Annotated in this window: 14 protein-coding genes; 10 read left to right on the plus strand and 4 right to left on the minus strand. The window is 64.7% G+C overall.

The features are described 5' to 3' along the window. Positions 1-72: 72 nt before the first annotated feature. From rpsP to rplS, 4 genes are all read left to right on the plus strand, one after another. Positions 73-333 carry a 30S ribosomal protein S16 gene (gene rpsP / locus FHY18_RS07990; RefSeq protein ID WP_011036396.1) on the plus strand — a complete coding sequence of 87 codons (261 nt, stop codon included), beginning with the start codon at positions 73-75 and terminating at the stop codon, positions 331-333. Between the two features lie 43 nt (positions 334-376). Beyond that, a complete protein-coding gene (gene rimM / locus FHY18_RS07995; protein ID WP_259153290.1) occupies positions 377-889 on the plus strand; it encodes a ribosome maturation factor RimM in 513 nt (170 codons plus the stop codon). A gap of 65 nt (positions 890-954) precedes the next feature. After that, a complete protein-coding gene (trmD, locus tag FHY18_RS08000) occupies positions 955-1,728 on the plus strand; it encodes a tRNA (guanosine(37)-N1)-methyltransferase TrmD (RefSeq protein ID WP_259153292.1) in 774 nt (257 codons plus the stop codon). 144 nt (positions 1,729-1,872) lie between these two features. Beyond that, positions 1,873-2,280 (plus strand): 50S ribosomal protein L19, encoded by a 408-nt coding sequence (gene rplS, locus FHY18_RS08005; RefSeq protein ID WP_005989873.1) that lies wholly within the window; start codon positions 1,873-1,875, stop codon positions 2,278-2,280. A 444-nt stretch (positions 2,281-2,724) separates the two neighbouring features. Here rplS and FHY18_RS08010 read toward each other — a convergent pair whose 3' ends face one another. Continuing rightward, positions 2,725-4,200 (minus strand): MATE family efflux transporter, encoded by a 1,476-nt coding sequence (locus FHY18_RS08010; protein WP_259153316.1) that lies wholly within the window; start codon positions 4,198-4,200, stop codon positions 2,725-2,727. A 438-nt stretch (positions 4,201-4,638) separates the two neighbouring features. Here FHY18_RS08010 and FHY18_RS08015 point away from each other — a divergent pair, with 438 nt between their 5' ends. After that, positions 4,639-5,046 carry an RNA-binding S4 domain-containing protein gene (locus tag FHY18_RS08015; protein WP_259153317.1) on the plus strand — a complete coding sequence of 136 codons (408 nt, stop codon included), beginning with the start codon at positions 4,639-4,641 and terminating at the stop codon, positions 5,044-5,046. A 603-nt stretch (positions 5,047-5,649) separates the two neighbouring features. Here the strand turns inward: FHY18_RS08015 and katG are convergent. The 3 genes from katG to mutS all read right to left on the minus strand — a co-directional run bounded on the left by katG (position 5,650) and on the right by mutS (position 11,802). After that, a complete protein-coding gene (gene katG / locus FHY18_RS08020; RefSeq protein ID WP_259153318.1) occupies positions 5,650-7,896 on the minus strand; it encodes a catalase/peroxidase HPI in 2,247 nt (748 codons plus the stop codon). Positions 7,897-8,256: 360 nt separating this feature from the next. Next, the gene (locus FHY18_RS08025; protein WP_259153319.1) at positions 8,257-8,871 is read right to left on the minus strand and encodes a DUF937 domain-containing protein; all 615 of its coding nucleotides are present in this window, start codon (positions 8,869-8,871) and stop codon (positions 8,257-8,259) included. A gap of 309 nt (positions 8,872-9,180) precedes the next feature. After that, on the minus strand, positions 9,181-11,802 hold the full coding sequence (mutS, locus tag FHY18_RS08030; RefSeq protein ID WP_259153320.1) for a DNA mismatch repair protein MutS: 2,622 nt from the start codon (positions 11,800-11,802) through the stop codon (positions 9,181-9,183). A 928-nt stretch (positions 11,803-12,730) separates the two neighbouring features. Here mutS and FHY18_RS08035 point away from each other — a divergent pair. The 5 genes from FHY18_RS08035 (at position 12,731) to FHY18_RS08055 (ending at position 18,041) form a co-directional block, all read left to right on the plus strand. Beyond that, entirely contained in the window at positions 12,731-13,261 is a 531-nt protein-coding gene (locus tag FHY18_RS08035; RefSeq protein WP_259153321.1) for a VOC family protein, read from the plus strand. Continuing rightward, positions 13,254-14,426: a tryptophan 2,3-dioxygenase family protein gene (locus FHY18_RS08040; protein WP_259153322.1), complete on the plus strand. Its 1,173-nt coding sequence runs from the start codon at positions 13,254-13,256 to the stop codon at positions 14,424-14,426. Before FHY18_RS08035 ends, FHY18_RS08040 begins: the two co-directional genes overlap by 8 nt. A gap of 85 nt (positions 14,427-14,511) precedes the next feature. Continuing rightward, a complete protein-coding gene (locus FHY18_RS08045; RefSeq protein WP_259153323.1) occupies positions 14,512-15,969 on the plus strand; it encodes an FAD-dependent oxidoreductase in 1,458 nt (485 codons plus the stop codon). A 27-nt stretch (positions 15,970-15,996) separates the two neighbouring features. Then, positions 15,997-17,253, plus strand: coding sequence for an aminotransferase class V-fold PLP-dependent enzyme (locus tag FHY18_RS08050; protein WP_259153324.1), 1,257 nt, complete (start codon positions 15,997-15,999; stop codon positions 17,251-17,253). An 11-nt stretch (positions 17,254-17,264) separates the two neighbouring features. Then, the gene (locus FHY18_RS08055) at positions 17,265-18,041 is read left to right on the plus strand and encodes an SDR family oxidoreductase (protein ID WP_259153325.1); all 777 of its coding nucleotides are present in this window, start codon (positions 17,265-17,267) and stop codon (positions 18,039-18,041) included. Positions 18,042-18,045: the final 4 nt, after the last annotated feature.

Below are 18,045 nucleotides of genomic sequence, written 5' to 3' on the forward strand. Positions count from 1 at the left end.
CGCCGGAGCCCGCTATAATCGCCGGCTTACCGCGCCACTTCAGGCGACTGGGCAACTTAGGAAAACGACACCATGGTCAAGATTCGACTGACCCGCGGCGGCGCCAAGAAGCGTCCGTTCTACCACATCATCGTGACCGACGTGCGCAGCGCGCGCGACGGCCGCAACATCGAGCGTCTGGGTTACTACAACCCGGTTGCACAGGGCGCAGAACCGCGCGTCGTGCTGGACGTTGCACGCGTCGACCATTGGGTCGGCCAGGGTGCACAGCTGACCGACAAGGTGCGTAACCTGTATCGCGAAGCATCCAAGTCCCAGGCCGCTGCGGCCTGATCTTGAGGGCCGGGCATCGCTGCCTGGCCCAGAGTCGACACAGATGAAGCCGACCGAGCGCCGCATCCTGTTAGGCAGGATTGTCGGCGCTTTTGGTGTCAAGGGCGAGCTCAAGCTCGAATCCTGGACCGAGCCGCGCAATGCGATCTTCCGGTATCAACCGTGGATCGTGCGTTCGCCATCGGGGCAGGAAACGGTTGTGAGCGGCGTGCGTGGGCGCGACCAGGGCAAGAACCTGATTGCGGTGTTCCCGGACGTGACCGACCGCGATACCGTCGAGGCCATGCACGGGACCGAGATCTACGTCGCCCGTAGCGCATTGCCGCCGCCCAAGCCCGACGAATACTACTGGGTGGATCTGGAAGGGTTGCAGGTGGAAACCGTCGAGGGCGTCAAGCTCGGCACGGTGTCGCATCTGTTTTCCACCGGTTCCAACGACGTGGTGGTGGTGCGCGGCGATCGTGAGCGGATGATCCCGTTCGTGTTTCCGGAGTTCGTCAAGTCGGTGGACTTCGAGGCCAATCTGATCGTGGTCGACTGGGATCCGGATTTCTGATCGAAGCGCTGCCCCGGCTTCGCTTTCGCTCTACCCATTCCCCAATCCCGATTCCCGATTCCCCAGTGCGCATCGACGTCATCAGCCTGTTCCCCGAGTTCATCGCGCAATGCGCGGCGTTCGGCGTGGTCGGGCGGGCGCAGGAGCGCGGGTTGCTGGAGCTGCAGGGCTGGAATCCGCGCGACCATGCGCAGGGCAATTATCGCCGGGTGGACGACCGTCCGTTCGGTGGCGGGCCCGGCATGGTGATGTTGATCGAGCCGTTGCGGGCCTGCCTGGACGCTGTGCACGCCGCCGATCCGCGGCCGGCACCGGTGATCTATCTCAGCCCGCAGGGGCGTCCGCTCACCCAGTCGCTCGCGCGCGAGCTGGCGCAGTTGCCGCGCATGGTGCTGCTGTGCGGGCGCTACGAGGGGGTGGACGAGCGCTTCCTTGCGCAGGCGGTGGATATGGAAATCTCCATCGGCGACTACGTGTTGTCCGGTGGCGAGCTGGGCGCAGCGGTGCTGGTGGATGTGGTGACGCGCTTGCAGGACGGGGTGTTGAACGACGCCGAATCTGCCGCGCAGGACAGTTTCGAAGGGCCGCACGGCCTGCTGGATTGCCCGCACTACAGCCATCCGTCGACCCATGCCTGGGGCGATGTGCCGGACGTGCTGCGGTCGGGCAATCATGCTGCCATCGCGCGCTGGCGGCGGCAGCAGTCGCTGGGCCGGACCTGGTTGCGTCGCCCCGATCTGCTGGACGAGGCCGGGTTGGACAAGAACGATCGTCGTCTGCTGGACGAGTTTCGCCGCGAACTCGCTCCAAGCGACGATCAACCCGGTGACGAGAAATAAGAGCTCACCCCTAGCTCTTGCAAGATTGATTGGGGTACAATATGCGGCTTGCTGGCCAGCCTTGCGTCTGGCCCTCTTACGAACCTCGAGCAATCGCCGTGCGGCGACTGCCGGTCCAATATCACCAGACACGCGGTGCCCATCATGAGCAAACTCAACAAGACCATCCTGGCTGACTTCGAAGCCGCCCAGATTCAGCGCAAGCTGCCGGAATTCAACCAGGGCGACACCGTTGTGGTGAACGTCAAGGTGAAGGAAGGCAACCGCGAGCGCGTGCAGGCCTATGAGGGCGTCGTGATCGGGACCAAGAATGCCGGCCTGAACTCCGCTTTCACCGTGCGCAAGATCTCGCACGGCTTCGGCGTCGAGCGCGTGTTCCAGACCCACAGCGCCATCATCGACTCGGTCGAAGTGAAGCGCCGCGGTAAGGTGCGCGCCGGCAAGCTGTACTACCTGCGTGGTCTGGAAGGCAAGGCTGCCCGCATCAAGGAAGATCTGGCCGCTGCTGCACAGGCCAAGGCCGCTCGCCAGGCTGCTGCCAAGGCCGAGTAAGCCAACACTGGCAGATCGTCGATCTGCCACTGCCAGACGGCCGCCTTCGGGCGGCCGTCTGCGTTTGGCATTGCAGTGGCGGGTGCGTTGGGGAGGTTGCGCGGGCCGTGGGAGCGGTTTCGTCGCAGGCCCTTTCGTCGATCGCCATTTCAGGGCGACGCACTTCTTTCGTTAGGACTGGCCGTTGCACGGCAATGGGCTAGCCATCGGCGCATGGACGGCCTGGAGACCGGGCCGGCTCCTCTGGCGCCATGGCGCGCAAAAAGATCGCTGATCGCAGCTGCCTGCTGTCAATCGTGAAGTCGGCCGACGTGGCGTTTTGCGCTTCAACAGCTTGCCGGTCTTGCAAGGGCTCATTCCAGGCTGTTGCGTTCTTTCAAGGGCAGGTGGTTCGTGTCTTGATCGGGATCGACCGCGGTATCCGTCGCGTGGCGAGGGCCGGGCTCACTGCTGCCGAGGCTCTGCCGGGTTGGTGATCGGAGCCGGGTCGGCGACGGGGGAAGCGGGGTGCGCGGGCACTTCGGCAGCGGCAGCCAAGGCTGACGGATGCGTCGGTGTCGCCAGCATGCGTGCCTTGCGCCAGCCGCCCCAGCGGTAATATGCCAGCGACAGCAGCATCGAGCAGGTGGAGCTGATCGGGAAGCTCCACCACACCGCATCAGCCCCCAGATGCGGCAGCAAAGCGTTGGCCAGCGGCACGCGCACGCCCCACAGCGAGAACGCCAGGATCAGCAGCGGCGGGATCACCGCGCCGGTGGAGCGCACCACGCCCGAGACCACAAAGCTGACCCCGAACAACAGGAACGACCAGATCGCGATGTGGTTGAGGTGGCGCGCGATCTCCAGCGTGGCGCTGCCTTCGGGCAGAAACAGCGCCAGGGTCCAGCGATCGAACCCAATCAACAGTGCAATCAGCAGGCCGGTCATCAGGAAGTTGGCGGCGATGCCGGTGCGCGCGACGGCATCCACGCGCGACCACAGGCCGGCCCCCACATTCTGGGCGGCCATCGACGAACAGGCAGCGCCGACGGCCATTGCCGGCATCTGCACGTAATTCCACAGCTGCAGCCCGGCGCCGAATGCGGCGGCGGTGTCGGTGCCGAAGCCGTTGACCAGCGACAGCATCGCAATCATCGCCAGCGAGATCATCACCATCTGCAGGCCCATCGGCACGCCCTTGACGATGAGCGCGCGCAGGATGGCAGGATCGATCCGGAACAGGTGCAGGTCGCGCCGCCCCAGCCAAAGCACGTTGCGTTTCTTGCGCAGATAGATCAGCAGGCCGGCCAGCGCGACCACCTGGGCGATCAGCGTGGCCCAGGCCGCACCGGCGATGCCCAGCGCGGGAAATGGGCCGATGCCGAACAACAGCAAGGGGTTCAACACGATATCCAGCAGCACCGACAACAGCAGAAATCGAAACGGCGTACGCGCATCGCCGGTGCCACGCAATGCCGCCGACAGGAAGGCGAACAGATACAGCGTTGGCATCGCCAGGAAGATCACCCGCAGATACGCTTCGGCCGGCGCCTGCGAGGCGGCCGGCGTGCCCATGGCGGTGAGCAGGTGGGGCGCCAGATACCAGCCGAGCACGGCAATCACCGCCGACAGCCCGCCGAAGAAACTCGCGCTGGTGCCCATCACCTTGCGTGCCTGCGCGATGTCGCGCGCACCCATGGCCTGGCCGATCAGGATGGTGGAGGCCATGCCGATGCCGAACACCGAGCCGATCAGGAAGAACATGATGCTGTTGGCGTTGGCCGCAGCGGTCAGGGCTTCCTCGCCAAGATAGCGGCCGATCCAGATTGCGTTGACCGAGCCGTTGAGCGACTGGGCGACGTTGCCGGCCATGATCGGCAGCGCGAACAACAGCAGGTTCTTGCCGATCGGGCCTTCGGTCAGGACAGCGGATTTGGGCATCGCTTGGCATCGTCGCGCAGAAGCTGCGCACACTAGCATCGCTGTGTGAGATCCGATGCATGCCATGCGGTTTGCGCTGCAGATTTCGTTGGGACACGCTCTACGTTCGACACCAGCGGTGACTGCCTTCGCAGAGATGTTGCGCTTGCTGTTGGGATGCGCTGTAGCGCAGGGGCGTGTCCCTCATCGGACGCTGCGCGCCACCTTCTCCCGCAGGCGGAAGACGGGTTGGAGCTCGCGAGCGCTTATTGGATTGGGGTTGCGCATGGACAGCCGGTCCCTTCCCCTGCCTGCGTGGGAAGGTGCCCGCAGGGCGGATCGGAGCGCGACGACCATCGACCTGGCAATCGGTCACCATCGCGGGGTTGACGGTCCAGCTTGAGTTCCCAAATGGCTGCCCAAATATCGGCTACCAGACAGAGCGAGACAGCAAGGCGCATGAATCCGGAGCTGGAACAGGGCACAACGGTCAGGCTGGATGTGTGGTTGTGGGCGGCGCGCTTTTTCAAGACGCGCAGCCTGGCCAAGGCGGCAGTGGAGACCGGCAAGGTGGATCTGGCCGGGCAGCGGCCCAAGCCGTCGCGCACGCTGCGTAGTGGCGAGCAATTGCGCATCGACCGCGGTGGCGAAATCTTCGAGATCACCATCGCCGCGCTAAGCGATGTACGCGGCCCGGCACCGGTCGCGCAGACGCTGTACGTGGAAAGCGATGCCTCACGCGAGGCGCGCGCGCAATGGCGGCTGCAGCGCGCTGCCGAACGCACCGGCTATCGCGCACCCGAGGGCAAGCCGGACAAGCGCGCACGCCGGCTGATCAACGCGTTGGGCGATATCGACGCGTTGTAGCACTGCGTGGTTGTCCGCTGCGAATTGGATGGTGGAAAGAGAAACGCCTGGGTCTTCGCCACGCTGGTCGATCAAGAAAGAACGGCGCTTTCCCGTTGAGGTGGGAAGCGCCGTTTTCTGTTGCGGTGCGCGATGCAGCCGGTGCAGAACCATCGATCAGAAGCTTGGGAACGACTCATAAGACCTGGCCGGCGGTCGCGTGGTGGCGGTGTTGGCCACGTTTGGCGCCAGGTAGGTGGTGCAAGCCGCACAGTAATCCGACCAGCGCATCATGCTCTGCTCTTAACCATGCACACCGACTATCTCGACGGGTCCTTGCCCGCCCACCGTCGCGGGACCTTACGCGGCATGGATGCCGCGTAAGAGCCTCCATGGACGGATTCACGGCGTGTCCCGCGATGGTGGGCGGGCAAGGGCCCTGCAGCCAAGCCGCGGACCAGCCGCTCCACCATGGAACTCTCCGCGCAGACCAATCGCTTCAAGCCAATCGCTTCAGACCAATCACTTCAAGATCACCGACATCTTGTGCCGAGTCGATGTCTTGTGCGTGGTTCCCCCGAGCGCTATAGGCGCACGCACGAAGGCGTGCGTGCGCCTTGCCACTCACGCCAGATCGAAACGATCCAGTTGCATCACCTTGGTCCAGGCGGCGACGAAGTCCTGGACGAACTTCTCCTGTGCATCGGCGCTGGCATAGACCTCGGCCACCGCACGCAGGATCGAGTTGGAGCCGAACACCAGATCCACGCGCGTGCCGGTCCACTTGGCTGCACCGGTGCTGCGGTCGCGGCCTTCGTAGACCTCCTTCGATTCGGAGGTGGCTTTCCATTCGGTACGCATGTCGAGCAGGTTGGCGAAGAAGTCGTTGCTCAGCACGCCGGGGCGGGCGGTGAATAAGCCATGGCTGGAGTCGCCGACATTGGCGCCGAGCACGCGCAGGCCGCCGACCAGCACGGTGAGCTCGGGTGCGGTCAGGGTCAGCAGCTGCGCCTTGTCGATCAGCAATGCTTCGGCAGGCACGGCGTAGCGACGCTTGGCGAAGTTGCGGAAGCCGTCGGCCACCGGTTCAAGCACGGCGAACGATTCGACATCGGTCTGCTCTTGCGAGGCATCGGTGCGGCCGGGTGCGAACGGTACGGTGACGCTGTGGCCTGCGGCGTGCGCTGCATGTTCCACCGCGGCGTTGCCGGCCAGCACGATCAGGTCGGCCAGCGAGATCTTCTTGCCGCCCGATTGCGCCGCGTTGAAGTCGGCCTGGATGCGTTCCAGCGTGCCGAGCACCTTGGCCAGTTGTTCGGGCTGATTGGCCTGCCAGTCCTTCTGCGGTGCCAGGCGGATGCGTGCGCCGTTGGCGCCGCCACGCTTGTCCGAGCCGCGAAAGGTCGACGCCGACGCCCACGCGGTAGAGACCAGCTGCGCCACGCTCAGGCCCGCATCGAGAATGGTCTGCTTGAGGGCGGCAGCGTCCTGCGCATCGACCAGGGCATGGTCGACAGCCGGCACCGGGTCCTGCCACAGCAATTCTTCGCTCGGCACTTCAGTACCCAGGTAACGCGAGCGCGGGCCCATGTCGCGATGGGTGAGCTTGAACCAGGCGCGGGCGAAGGCATCTGCGAACTGGTCGGGGTGTTCGTGGAAGCGACGCGAGATGGCCTCGTAAGCGGGGTCGAAACGCAGTGCCAGATCGGTGGTGAGCATGGTCGGGCGATGCTTCTTCGATGCATCGTGCGCATCGGGGATGATGGCCTCGGCATTCTTGGCCACCCACTGGTGCGCACCGGCCGGGCTCTTGCTCAGCTCCCACTCGAACTTGAACAGATGGTCGAAGAAGTCGTTGCTCCACTGCGCCGGGGTGGTGGTCCAGGTGACTTCCAAACCGCTGGTGATGGTGTCGGCGCCCTTGCCGCTGCCGTAGCGGTTGTGCCAGCCCAGGCCCTGGCTTTCCAGCTCGCCGGCTTCCGGCTCGGCGCCGACGTTGTCGGCCGGGCCGGCGCCATGGGTCTTGCCGAAGGTGTGGCCGCCGGCGATCAGCGCCACGGTCTCTTCATCGTTCATAGCCATGCGCGCGAAGGTATCGCGGATGTCGCGCGCGGCGGCGACCGGATCGGGCTTGCCGTCCGGGCCTTCCGGATTGACGTAGATCAGGCCCATTTGCACGGCGGCCAGCGGGTTTTCCAGATCGCGGGTATGCGGCACCTCGCTGTCGTCGTCCTTCACCAGCACGCCGTGCGCTTCGTCCACGCCCGGCGAGCCGCGCGCGTAGCGGTCGTCGCCGCCCAGCCACTTGGTTTCGCGGCCCCAGTACAGGTCCTGATCCGGCTCCCAGGTGTCTTCGCGGCCGCCGGCAAAACCGAAGGTCGTAAAGCCCATGCTTTCCAGCGCGACGTTGCCGGTGAGGATCATCAAGTCGGCCCAGGAGATCGCCTGGCCGTACTTCTGCTTGATTGGCCACAGCAGCCGGCGCGCCTTGTCCAGGCTGACGTTGTCCGGCCAGCTGTTGAGCGGTGCGAAGCGCTGCTGGCCGCGACCGCCGCCGCCGCGCCCGTCGCCGATGCGATAGGTGCCGGCGCTATGCCAGGCCATGCGCACGAACAGGGGGCCGTAATGGCCGAAATCGGCCGGCCACCAGTCCTGCGAGTCGGTCATCAGCGCACGCAGCTCCTGCTTGAGCGCGGTCAGGTCGATGCGCTTGAACGCCTCGGCATAGCTGAAAGTCTGGCCCAGCGGGTTGGACTTGCTCGAATGCTGGCTGAGCAGGTCCACGCGCAACTGCGTGGGCCACCAATCGCGGTTGGTGGTTCCGGTGCCGACGACGGCGTGGTTGAACGGGCACTTTGCTTCGGTTGTCATGGCAATACCTGTGTGCGTGAGCACTTGGGGAGCTGTGTGCCGAAACTGCGGACACGTGCTGGTGGAGTTGAAAGGGCGGGCAATGCGTCAGCGGTGGTCATCCATCGAAGGCGCACATGCGGCCGTGGGGGCATCGAGAAGCGTCGCCGCGTGTGGCGATGCTAGCGCCTGCCTGCAGGGGCGGGTATGGGGCGATCTGCAGAATGTGACTGGCAGGCATGCGCATCAGGCGGACTCATCGTGGCAGCGTGGGTACACGATAAGCAGCATCGATCGGTTGGGGAATTCGAATTATTCAACCATATCGATAGCGAGGTGCTATGGATGAGACCGGTGCCGAACCGACGTGCGCCCGCGCTGTCAGCGCTTGCCGAACAGGCTGCCACCGAGCTTCATGACATCGCCCAGTCCAAGCTTTCCGTCGCCATCCTGGTCCAGCACGCTGCTTAGCAGGCCGTTGACGCCGTCATTGCTGCTGACCTGCTGGCGTTCCTGTGCCAGGGCAGGGCCGAGTTGGCTGCTGGCGGTGGCATTGCCACCAAGGAAGCGCTTTGCCAGATACGCCATTACGATGGGCGCCAGCAATTGCAGCAGCTGATTGGCCTTGCCGGTTTCCAGCCCGGTGGCCTGGCCCAGGCCTGCAGCAGCCTGCGGTGCCTTGTCGCCGAACAGATGCCCCACGATACCGGCGCCATTGCCTTGCGCACCGCTGGCCGAGCCGCCCAGCAGCGAGCCGAGCAGGCTGCCGATGTCCGGGCTGCCGGCATGATCGCGCTGCAAGGCACCCAGCAACGCATCGGTGCCACCGGCCTGCTGGCTGTTACGGCCCAGCGCGCCCATCAATAGCGGCAGCGCGGTCTGCACCGCCGATTGGGCCTGCTCGGGCGCGATGCCGAGCCGGCTGGCGAGTTGCTGCAACTGCGGACCTTGCAACTGCGCGGCAAGTTGATCGGTCAACGAGGCGGACGTGGTCATCGGTGTCTCCGGTTGGACAAAACGTTGCGGCAGCGTGCGCCCGTCGCGCCATCAGAGCAATCCGCGCGCTGCGCATCACCGCGCAGGGCGCGATGCAGCGCTGTCGCAGGGCAGCATTCGAGCAACCACGCAAACCTGCAACAGCAATGGATCATCAGGTCTCGCAAGCGTCAGGCATGCAGCTAAAGCCGTGGCGAACCTCCAAACCGGCATTCAAACGACCAACCAACCCTGCTGCCGTGACAGATCCGTAAGCGCAGCAAGCTGCGCCGTGACGAATCCCCAATCCCGACTCCCCAATCCCCGCCCTCAAAGCAACGCCTTCAACCGATACAGTGCTTCCAGCGCCTGCTTGGGCGTGAGTTCGTCCGGGTCCAGCGCCTGCAGCGCTTCCTGCGCAGCAGACGAGGGCGCGGTGAACAGACCGAATTGTTGCGGGGCGTCCAATGCGGCCGGCGCCATCTGTGCGACATGGCTGTCGCCGCCGCGTTGTTCCAGTTCGGCCAGGCGATGACGCGCCTGGGTCACGGCGGCCTTGGGCAAGCCGGCGAGCGCGGCGACCTGCAGGCCGAAGCTGCGATTGGCCGGGCCGTCCTTGACCGCATGCATGAACACCAGGCGCTCGCCGTGTTCCACCGCGTCCAGATGCACGTTGGCGATGCCGCTGGCGCCGCCGGCATGCGATTGGTCGGCCAGTGCGGTGAGCTCGAAGTAATGCGTGGCAAACAGCGTGTAGCAGCGATTGGTATGCGCCAGGTGGCGCGCCACCGCGTCGGCCAGGGCAAGGCCGTCGTAGGTCGAGGTACCGCGGCCGATCTCGTCCATCAGCACCAGCGATTGCGGGGTGGCGTGGTGCAGGATGTAGCTGGTTTCGGCCATTTCCACCATGAAGGTGGATTGCCCGCGCGCAAGGTCATCGCCGGCGCCGATGCGGGTGAGGATGCGGTCGATCGGCCCGATCACCGCGCGGCTGGCCGGCACGAAGCTGCCGATATGCGCCAGCAACACGATCAAGGCGTTCTGCCGCATATAGGTCGACTTACCGCCCATGTTCGGGCCGGTGATGACCAACATGCGGCGGTCTGTGTGCAGGTCCAGATCGTTGGGTTCGAACGGTTGGTCGCGCACCGCTTCCACCACCGGGTGGCGGCCGCGTTCGATGCGCAGGCACGGTGCGCTGTCCAGTTCCGGCTGCGACCAGTCCAGTGCCTGCGCGCGCTCGGCGAAGGCGGCCAATACATCCAGTTCGCTCAGGGCGCCAGCGCAGCGCTTGAGGCCTTCCAGTTCGCTGCCCAGCGCATCGAGCAGGCCTTCGTACAACAGTTTTTCGCGCGATAGCGAGCGCTCGCGCGCCGACAGCACCTTGTCCTCGAAGCTCTTGAGTTCTTCGGTGATGTAGCGCTCGGCATTGGTCAGCGTCTGCCGGCGGCTGTAGTGCAGCGGGGCTTTCTCGGCCTGGCCCTTGCTGATCTCGATGTAGTAGCCATGCACGCGGTTGTAGCCGACCTTGAGCGTGGCGATGCCGCTGCTGGCACGTTCGCGCTGTTCCAGGTCGATCAGGAATTGATCGGCATTGGTGGACAGGCGGCGCAGCTCATCCAGATCGGCGTCGTAGCCGGTAGCGATGACGCCACCGTCGCTGAGCTTGAGCGGTGGTTGCTCGGCCACTGCGCTGCTCAACAGATGCGCGGTGGCATCGTGCTCGCCCAATTCGGCGAACAGGGTCTGCAGGCGCGGCGAATCCAGTGGTGCCAGGATCGTACGTACCTTCGGCAACAGCGCCAGGCCATCGCGCAGGGTGGAGAAATCGCGCGGGCGCGCCGAGCGCAATGCAACGCGCGTGAGAATACGTTCCAGGTCGCCAAGCGCGCGGAAGGCTTCGCGCACGTCGGCATCGGTGCCGGAGTCGATCAGGCTCGCCACTGCGTGGTGGCGCTGCACCAGCACATCGCGCAGGCGCAACGGGCGATGCAGCCAACGTCGCAGCAATCGCCCGCCCATCGGCGTAACCGTGCTGTCCAGCACACCGAGCAAGGTGTTACGGGTGTCGCCATCCACGCGCGTGTCCAGCTCCAGATGCCGGCGCGTGGCTGCGTTCATCGAGATCGCCTCGCTGGCCACTTCCATCGCGATGGAGGTCAGATGCGGCAAGCGCTGTTTCTGGGTTTCCTCGACATAGCCCAGCAGCGCACCGGCGGCGGCCGTGGCGCACGGCTTGTCGTCGATGCCGAAGCCGGACAGATCGTGCAGCTTGAAGAACGCCAGCAGCTGCCGACGCCCGCTGTCCGCGTCGAACAGCCACGGTGGCCGCCGCCGCACGCCGATGCGGCCGCGCAGGAACTCCGGCCAGTTGTCCTCGTCCGGCACCAGCAGCTCGGCCGGTTCCAGGCGCGCGACTTCCGCTTCCAGCGCATCCACGCTATCGACTTCGTTGACCAAGAAACGCCCGCCGGCCAGATCCGCCCAGGCCAGGCCATAGCCCTGCTTGCTGCGCGAGACCGCCATCAACAAGGTGTCGCGGCGCTCGTCCAGCAGCGCCTCATCGGTGACCGTCCCCGGGGTGACGATGCGCACCACCTTGCGCTCGACCAGGCCCTTGGCCAGTGCCGGATCGCCGATCTGCTCGCAGATCGCCACCGACTCGCCCAGCGCCACCAGCCGCGCCAGGTAGCCTTCGTACGCATGTACCGGCACGCCCGCCATCGGGATCGGTGCGCCGCCGGAGCTACCGCGCTGGGTCAGGGTGATGTCGAGCAGGCGCGCCGCCTTGCGCGCATCGTCGTAGAACAGCTCGTAGAAATCGCCCATGCGGAAGAACAGCAGCAGGTCGGGGTAGTCCGACTTGGCCGCGAAGAACTGCTTCATCAGCGGGGTGTGCTCTGGAACTCCGCCGCTGGGCTTGGATTTGTCTTTGGTGTCAGTGCTTTGCAAGAAACGGCTTCCGAAATCTGGGCGCGGTAGGGGCGGGCAGGCGATGGCGTGCAGGGCGTACGGCATTGGCCTGCCGGGCGCCGCGTGCGGCGGCGGCTGTGGTCTGGTCGGGCGTGGGGAGGCAAGTTTAAGCCGAGCGCGCCGGAACCGCGATCCAGGATGCAGCGCTGGCCGCTTGGGGAGAGGCAACAGGTGAAGGGACCGGAGCGGCGGGTTCAGTGCGTCGCGACCTTGTGGAGGGTGCACTCTCAGTTGGCCAGCGCAGCCTGCGACGATCGTGCGGGGTGTCGCGGCAAGGCGTCGTCGATTGTTGTCCGGAGGTCGTCGGGCGAGCTGGCCATGCATCTGCTTCCACCGTGTCGTGTGTCAGTGACAATCCACGACTCTCTATCGCTGCGGCGAAAGCCGGGATGGATAATGGTTCCATTTAAGTAACCACGTGCTGATTATGGTTGGAATGAGATCTGTCTCGAGAAATTGAAGTAAATCAAAATTTTTTGCAGTTGGCGCCCGATCGTCTTCGATGATCTGCAGGGAACCACTTTGTGATGTATGTCGCGATGGATCTGCGTTCTGATCTTCAACTCTCGCTAAAAGTTGATTTTCCCCATCGGAAGCGATTTACGGCGCCATCGGAAAGAGGTGGGATCGATCGCAAATGTCATCGGAAAATCGTCGGGGTATTAATAAAAATCTGCCGCTATAAGTGCTAAGTTCCGTCCCGTTGCGGATGAGAGCGCTTAGGACCTGTCGGTTTGTTGCATGCATCGCGTGTGGGCTGGCCCAGGTCCGGGTGTGTCCTGCAGTTGCAATGGCATATCACGCTGTGCGCAAGCATGGTTGTGTGTTCTCGCTTGCCAAAAATAGTGGTCGGAGCGCTTTCACTAATTGAAAGTCGATTTTCTGTGGCTGAAATATGGGAGAAAGTATGTTGAGTAAACTTCATCATGTGGGTTATCGCTGCCGGGATGCGGCAGAAACAGTGCATTTTTATACGGAAACCCTGGGTTTGAAGTTTGCGGCGGCACTGATCGACCACGTTCCTTCCAGTGGCCTGAAGGCCACGAACAATAATGTCTTCTTTGAAATGGAAGACGGGAGCTATATCTGCTTCTTCGAGGTGCTTGGCAGTGCGCTTCCGCTGGTGCCGGTCGAGGAGGATTGGGCTCAGCATCTGGCGCTTGAAGTGCGCGACAGCAAGCGGGCGGATGCACTGTGCGCTCGCCTGCGTGCCAGCGGGGTCGAGGTGGAAGGACCGGTGATCCACGACGTGGCCGGGGACGGGAGGCATGCCGAGCTGGCCAGGTCGTGGTATTTCCGCGACCCGAATGGGCATCGACTGGAGCTGATCGTCAAGCCGGAGGTGGCGCAAACGGCCATTTGGGACGATCTGGAGAAGATGGCCTACGCCAATCTTGCTGCGTGGACGCAACTGAAAAAGGAGCATTTGCTTGGATGATGCCGGCCGCCTGGATGCAGAGCCCGCCCTGGCGTCGCAGCACCGGAAAGGCGCGCGGGCGGTAACGGCGAACTACTGGGACTACATCAAGGTCGAGAAACTGCTCGCCCTGCAGGGAGGGCTTGACGATGACGAAGCAGCGGTCAGCAACGACGAAGCCTTGTTCATCAGTGTGCACCAGGTGCATGAGTTGTGGTTCAAGCTAGTGCTGCGCGAGTTGACCTACACGCGCGATCTGCTCAATTCACGCGACGTGGCGGGGCATCAGATTGTTGCCGGGGTACGTTCGCTGCGTCGCGCAATCACGGTGTTCGAGCAGGCGAACCAGCATTTTCGATTGATGGAGACCATGACCGCGCGCGACTTTCTCGAGTTTCGCGAGCGGCTGACGCCAGCCAGCGGGTTTCAGTCGGCGCAATTGCGCGAGATCGAGATCCTGCTGGGTCTTGAGGATGCGCAACGTATTTCCATCGGCGCCGGTTCCTATCGCGATGCGCTCAAGCTGCCGGACGGCAGTCCTTCGACTGCCGCGCAGCGCGTCGACGCGCGCGCCAAGGCCGGCCCCACGCTGAAGCAATGTCTCTACGCATGGCTGGCTCGGCTACCGATCGACGGCGCCACTACGCCGGTAGCGAAGGAGCGCTTCGCGCGCCGCTATATCGAGGCGATGCGTGCAGACAGCGAGCGCCGCTGGCGTTTGGCTGCCGACCGGGCCGCCACTGCGGAAGAGTTGCAACGGCTGCGGGCGCGGTATGAGGCGGAAGACGATAGCGCTCAGGCGTTCCTGCTGGCCGACGAGCACGCGCAGCTGGGCGCGCCCGCCCACGACGCACACCGCGCGGTACGCGCTGCCTTGCTGTTTGTCGAAAGTCATCGTGAGTTGCCGCAGCTTGCGTGGCCGCGCGAACTGCTGGAAAGCGTGGTCGAGCTGGAACAGGCGATGTTGATCTGGCGGCAACGGCATGCGCGCATGGTTGAACGCTTTATCGGCCGTCGCGTTGGTACGGGTGGCTCGGCGGGTGTGGACTACCTGGATCAGACCGCGCTGCGCTACCGGATTTTTGCCGAACTCTGGACGGTACGCTCGTTGTTGCTACGCGCCTCCAGCGTGCCGCCGATCGACAACCCGGCGGCGTATGGATTCGCGCCGGAGGATGGACGGTGATGTCGAGGTTTGCGGTCGTTCGCCGGTTGCCGTTTGCCTACGACCTGTCGGCATACGGGATCGATGCGGATGCAGGCTGGCTGCCATGAGCGACACCTCGCAGGTGCTGGTGGTCGGCGGCAGCATCGCCGGTCTGATGAGCGCACTGGCGTTTGCCAGGCACGGCTACCAAGTGACCGTGCTTGAACGGGACGAGTTCGTCGACGGGGCATCGCTGGCGCGCGATGCCCATCTGCCCACGCAGCGCTGGTGGCGCAAAGGCGTGCCGCACGCGCGTCACACGCATGCGCTGGCCGCGCTGGGGCGACAGGTGTTGCGCGAACGCGCACCGGACGTCTGGCAGGCACTACTGGATGCCGGTGCGGTCGAGATGCCGTTCGGTGGAACGCTTGAACCCTCTGTCGCTGTGCCGCGCTGCGGGGATGCGGAGCTATTCGGCCTGTCGACGCGCCGCCCGTTGATCGAGGACGTCGTTCGTTCGGTGGTGCTGGCAGAGCCCAACATCACGGTGCGCGATGCGGTCGGCGTCCATGGCCTGCTGGTTGGTGCCGAGGATGGTCCACTGGTGCAAGGAGTGTGCACCTCACGCGGCGAGCTGCGTGCGGCGCTGACCATCGATGCACTGGGTCGCGGCTCTGCATTCGGCAAATGGCTGCGGCAGGCTGGTGTGCAGACGCCCGATACCTTGGTGGAAAGTTGCGGGCTGGCATATTTCACGCGCTGGTATCGCTGCCGGCAGCGTCCGAATGTGCAGCTCACGGCGGGATTTTCGGTGGGCGGCTATGCCGCCTCCAGTGGATGCATCGTGTGTCCGGCCGATAACGGCTATGTCTCCATCACGCTGATGGCGCCGCATGGCGACAGCGCCTGGCATTGCATGGCCGAGCCCGCGGTGTTCACTGCAGCCGCATGCGCGCACGCCGGCATTGCGCCCTGGCTCGAAGCCGCCGTCTGCGAACCGGTGTCAGGCGTGCTGCGCTGGCCAGTGTGCGAGAACCGCTACCGGCCGGCGGTGGTCAGCGGCATGCCGACCGTCGCCGGGACGGTCGCGGTGGGGGATGCGTTGTGCACCACCAATCCGACCTATACGCGCGGCATGTCGTTGGCGATGCGCTACGCGTATGCCGTCGCCGATCTTGCCCACCGCCAGGGACTGGATGACCCGCTGCGGCTTGCCATCGATGCCGATGCCCTTGCGCAGCGTCTTGTTCGGCCCTGGCACGCCGATAGCGTGGCGCAAGACCGCATACGTCGCGCAGTGTGGGCCGAGCAATCGCCTGTGGCGCAGCACCCGGATGCGATCGACTTGCCGCAGATTGCCGCAGCCGCGCGCCAGGATGCAGTCGTCTGGCACGCACTGGCGCGGCGCACCGGAATGCTTGAAGACCCGTCTGCGATCTTCAACCAGCACGAGGTCATGACGCGGGTGCGCACGCTGGCAGCGACACATCCCGCGCCAGCGCCGGCCACACCCTCCCGACAGACGCTGTTGCAGCTGATCGCTCAGCACCGCGCCGCGCCCGAGTCCACCCTTGTTTCCTGATTTGCCGTTGCCAAGAGGACGTAACTGATGCAACCACCGTGGCAACCCGACGCACCAGCGATGCGGCTGAAACACCGTTTTGCGCTCGACCCGACAGTTGCCTGCCTCAATCACGGCATGCTGGGTGCCTGCCCCAATGATGTATTGGAACGTCAGGCGGCGTTTCGTGCACAGATCGAGCGGCTGCCGTCTGCCTTCATCCTGCGCGATCTACCGCGTTTGCTGGATGACTCGCGCGAGGCGCTGGCCGGGCTCATCGGTGCCGATCCAACCGATCTGGTGTTGCTGCCCAATGTCACCACCGCACTGAGTGCGGTGCTGCGCTCGTGTCTTTTTGTCCCCGGCGACGAGATTCTGACCACGGACCATGCGTATCTGTCTGCGCGTAACGTGCTCGATTTCGTCTCCGGCACCACCGGGGCACATGTGGTGGTTGCGCAGGTCGGCGTGCCGGTTCCGGACCCGCAGCATGTCGTGCAGGCCGTGCTGGAGCGGGTCACCGCACGCACGCGGCTTGCCGTACTGGATCACGTCACCAGCCCCACCGGGATCGTATTTCCCATTGCCGCCCTGGTCGCCGCGCTGGCCGAACGTGGCATCGAGACGCTGGTCGACGGCGCCCATGCACCGGGCATGTTGCCGTTGGACGTGCAAGCGATCGGGGCGGCGTATTACGCAGGCGATTGCCATAAATGGCTCTGCAGCCCGCGTGGTGCGGGGTTCCTGCATGTGCGTCGCGATCGTCAGGCGGGAGTGCATCCGCCGGTGATCAGTCGCGGCTATGGCGACCGCAGCAGCGCTCGCCCGCGCCTGCATCTGGAATTCGATTGGCTGGGTACCTCCGACCCCACGCCGCTGCTGTGCATTCCCGAAGCGATCGTCTTCCTGCAGAACGTGCTGCCCGGCGGCATGCCTGCGCTGCTTGCACACAACCGTGCGCTGGCGATGCGGTGTGGGCACTACCTGACGGCGCGACTGCCGCTCAAGCGCCTGGCCGCCGACGACCACCTTGGCAGCATGGTCGCATTCGCGCTGCCGCCTCGCATCTGCGCGGCGTATCCCGATGCGGCTGCGCTGCAGGACTGGCTGTACGACACGTCTTCCATCGACGTGGCAGTCAACGCATGGCCAGACAACACCAGCTACGTGCTGCGTGTCTCCATGCAGGTGTATGCGGCGATGGAGGATGTGGTTCGACTGGGCGATGCGTTGCAAGGCGCGCTCGCTGCCCTGGACGAACGCGATGCGTTGATGCAGGCCGTCACTGCGGGAGTTGCGCGATGAATGCGATCGGGATGGATCGTAAACATGTGTTGATTACCGGCGGTGTAGGAGGGATCGGCGTCGAGCTGGTGCGCCTCTTTGCGCAGGCCGCGTACCGGGTGAGCTTTACCTACCGCCCCGGGGAGGAGAGCCGGCAACGTGCGCAGGCGCTGCTCGATAAGGTTGGCGAGGAGGGCGTGCACGCGTTGGAACTGGATGTGGGTGACCGACAAAGCCATGCGCGGCTGATGGACGCGCTGTCATCACCGCTGGACATCGTGATCCATAACGCCGGCGTCGGCACCAAGACCGTTGAGCGCGCTGCGGCCACGTACAAGGAGCAGGACGAGGTGTTTTTCCGGGTCAACACGCTGGGGCCGTTGTGGCTGAGCGAGGATGTGATCCCGGGCATGCTGGCGCGTGGACACGGCAAGATTTTATTGATGAGCTCCGTGGATGGCGGCATCACGCACTTTCCGCGCTTTCGCGCCGCCGATGGCATGAGCAAGGCGGCGGTGGCGTTTCTGGGTCGGCAGCTTGCGGCCACCTACGCCTGCACGGGTATCGATGTTTTCACCGTCTGTCCCGGTGCCACCGATACGCCGATGTTTCAGGCCAGTACCCTGGATGCATTGTCGGCCGAACAACGCCGGCTACTCGAGGCATCGCTGCCTGGCGGGCGTTTGATCGCGCCGCGGGAGATCGCCGATCTGTGCTTTTACCTGTGCCGCGACGAGGCCCGCATTCTGCGTGGCGCGGTGATCGACGCTTCGCTTGGTCTGGGCGTGTGCCCGGCCGTCATGGAATAAGGGA

Origin of the sequence: Xanthomonas sp. 3793, assembly GCF_024806835.1 — a bacterium.
Classification (GTDB): Bacteria; Pseudomonadota; Gammaproteobacteria; order Xanthomonadales; family Xanthomonadaceae; genus Xanthomonas; species Xanthomonas arboricola_F.

Bases quoted from the DNA above. Each gene is read 5' to 3' on its own strand.
- FHY18_RS08035 (WP_259153321.1), top strand. From the start codon at position 12,731: ATGTTGAGTAAACTTCATCATGTGGGTTATCGCTGCCGGGATGCGGCA.
- FHY18_RS08010 (WP_259153316.1), bottom strand. From the start codon at position 4,200: ATGCCCAAATCCGCTGTCCTGACCGAAGGCCCGATCGGCAAGAACCTG.
- FHY18_RS08055 (WP_259153325.1), top strand. From the start codon at position 17,265: ATGGATCGTAAACATGTGTTGATTACCGGCGGTGTAGGAGGGATCGGC.
- katG (WP_259153318.1), bottom strand. From the start codon at position 7,896: ATGACAACCGAAGCAAAGTGCCCGTTCAACCACGCCGTCGTCGGCACC.
- rpsP (WP_011036396.1), top strand. From the start codon at position 73: ATGGTCAAGATTCGACTGACCCGCGGCGGCGCCAAGAAGCGTCCGTTC.
- FHY18_RS08045 (WP_259153323.1), top strand. From the start codon at position 14,512: ATGAGCGACACCTCGCAGGTGCTGGTGGTCGGCGGCAGCATCGCCGGT.
- FHY18_RS08050 (WP_259153324.1), top strand. From the start codon at position 15,997: ATGCAACCACCGTGGCAACCCGACGCACCAGCGATGCGGCTGAAACAC.
- FHY18_RS08025 (WP_259153319.1), bottom strand. From the start codon at position 8,871: ATGACCACGTCCGCCTCGTTGACCGATCAACTTGCCGCGCAGTTGCAA.
- rimM (WP_259153290.1), top strand. From the start codon at position 377: ATGAAGCCGACCGAGCGCCGCATCCTGTTAGGCAGGATTGTCGGCGCT.
- rplS (WP_005989873.1), top strand. From the start codon at position 1,873: ATGAGCAAACTCAACAAGACCATCCTGGCTGACTTCGAAGCCGCCCAG.
- FHY18_RS08015 (WP_259153317.1), top strand. From the start codon at position 4,639: ATGAATCCGGAGCTGGAACAGGGCACAACGGTCAGGCTGGATGTGTGG.